This is a genomic window from Accumulibacter sp. (assembly GCF_032229525.1).
Lineage (GTDB): Bacteria > Pseudomonadota > Gammaproteobacteria > Burkholderiales > Rhodocyclaceae > Accumulibacter.
This window is the reverse complement of sequence record NZ_JAVTWB010000137.1, coordinates 1-1183: the sequence shown is the minus strand read 5'-3', so window position 1 is coordinate 1183 and position 1183 is coordinate 1. Positions and strand designations below refer to the sequence as shown.

1 protein-coding gene is annotated in these 1183 nt (G+C 68.7%); it reads left to right on the top strand.

The features are described 5' to 3' along the window. On the top strand, positions 1–1183 hold a 1183-nt coding region (locus RUW20_RS09855), incomplete at both ends, for an efflux RND transporter permease subunit (protein ID WP_313952076.1).

Here is a 1183-nt window from a genome sequence, read left to right as displayed (position 1 = left end):
GCGACGTGCGCAAGGCAACGCTGACCGTGGACCTCATCTCGCGTCACGACCGCGCCAAGCAGAGCGTCGTCGAAGCCGACATCCGCCGGCGCATGGCCGCCCTGCCCGGTGCCCGGGTGTCGGTCGGCGCCGGCCAGACCGGCGAAAAGCTCAAGCTGGTGCTCGCCGGCGAGGACCCGGAAGCGCTGCGCCTGGCCAGTCAGGCCGTCACCTCCGAGCTGCGTACGCTCAAGGGCATCGGCAACGTCACCTCGGGGGCCAGCCTGCAGCGCCCGGAAATCCACATCACGCCGGACTTCGCCCGCGCCGCCGATCTCGGCGTCACGGCAGCCGCCATGGCCGGCGTCATTCGCGTCGCCACCGCCGGCGATTACGATGCCACCCTGCCCAAGCTCAACCTCTCCCAGCGGCAGATTCCGATCCGCGTCCGCCTCGACGAAGGCCTGCGCCACGACCTCGACGCGGTGCGCCAGTTGCGCGTGCCGGCCAACAAGGGCGCGGTGCCACTCGATACGGTCGCCGACATCCGCATCGGCAGCGGCCCGGCGCAGATCGACCGCCTGGACCGCCAGCGCAACGTCAGCATCGACGTCGAACTCGGCAGCCGCGACCTCGGCGCGGTGGTTGCCGAGGCCAACGACCTACCCGCGCTCAAGGGCCTGCCGCCGGGAATCAGTCGCCCACCGTCGGGCGACGCCGAGCGCATGGCCGAGTTGTTCGGCAGCTTCGGCTCGGCGATGCTGATCGGCGTGCTGTGCATCTACGTCGTGCTGGTGCTGCTGTTCCACGACTTCCTGCAACCGGCGACCATACTCGCCGCGTTGCCGCTGTCGGTCGGCGGCGCCTTCTTCGCCCTGCTGGTCACCCACAACAGCTTCTCCATGCCGTCGGTAATCGGCCTGCTGATGCTGATGGGCATCGTCACCAAGAACTCGATCCTGCTCGTCGAATACGCGGTGATGGCCCGGCGCGAGCACGGCATGGCGCGCTTCGACGCGCTGATCGACGCCTGCCACAAGCGCGCCAAACCGATCCTGATGACCACCATCGCCATGGTCGCCGGCATGACGCCGATCGCGTTGGGAATCGGCGCGGAGCCGAGTTTCCGCTCGCCGATGGCGATTGCGGTGATCGGAGGCTTGCTGACGTCTACCGTCTTGAGCCTGCTGGTGATTCCGGTGGT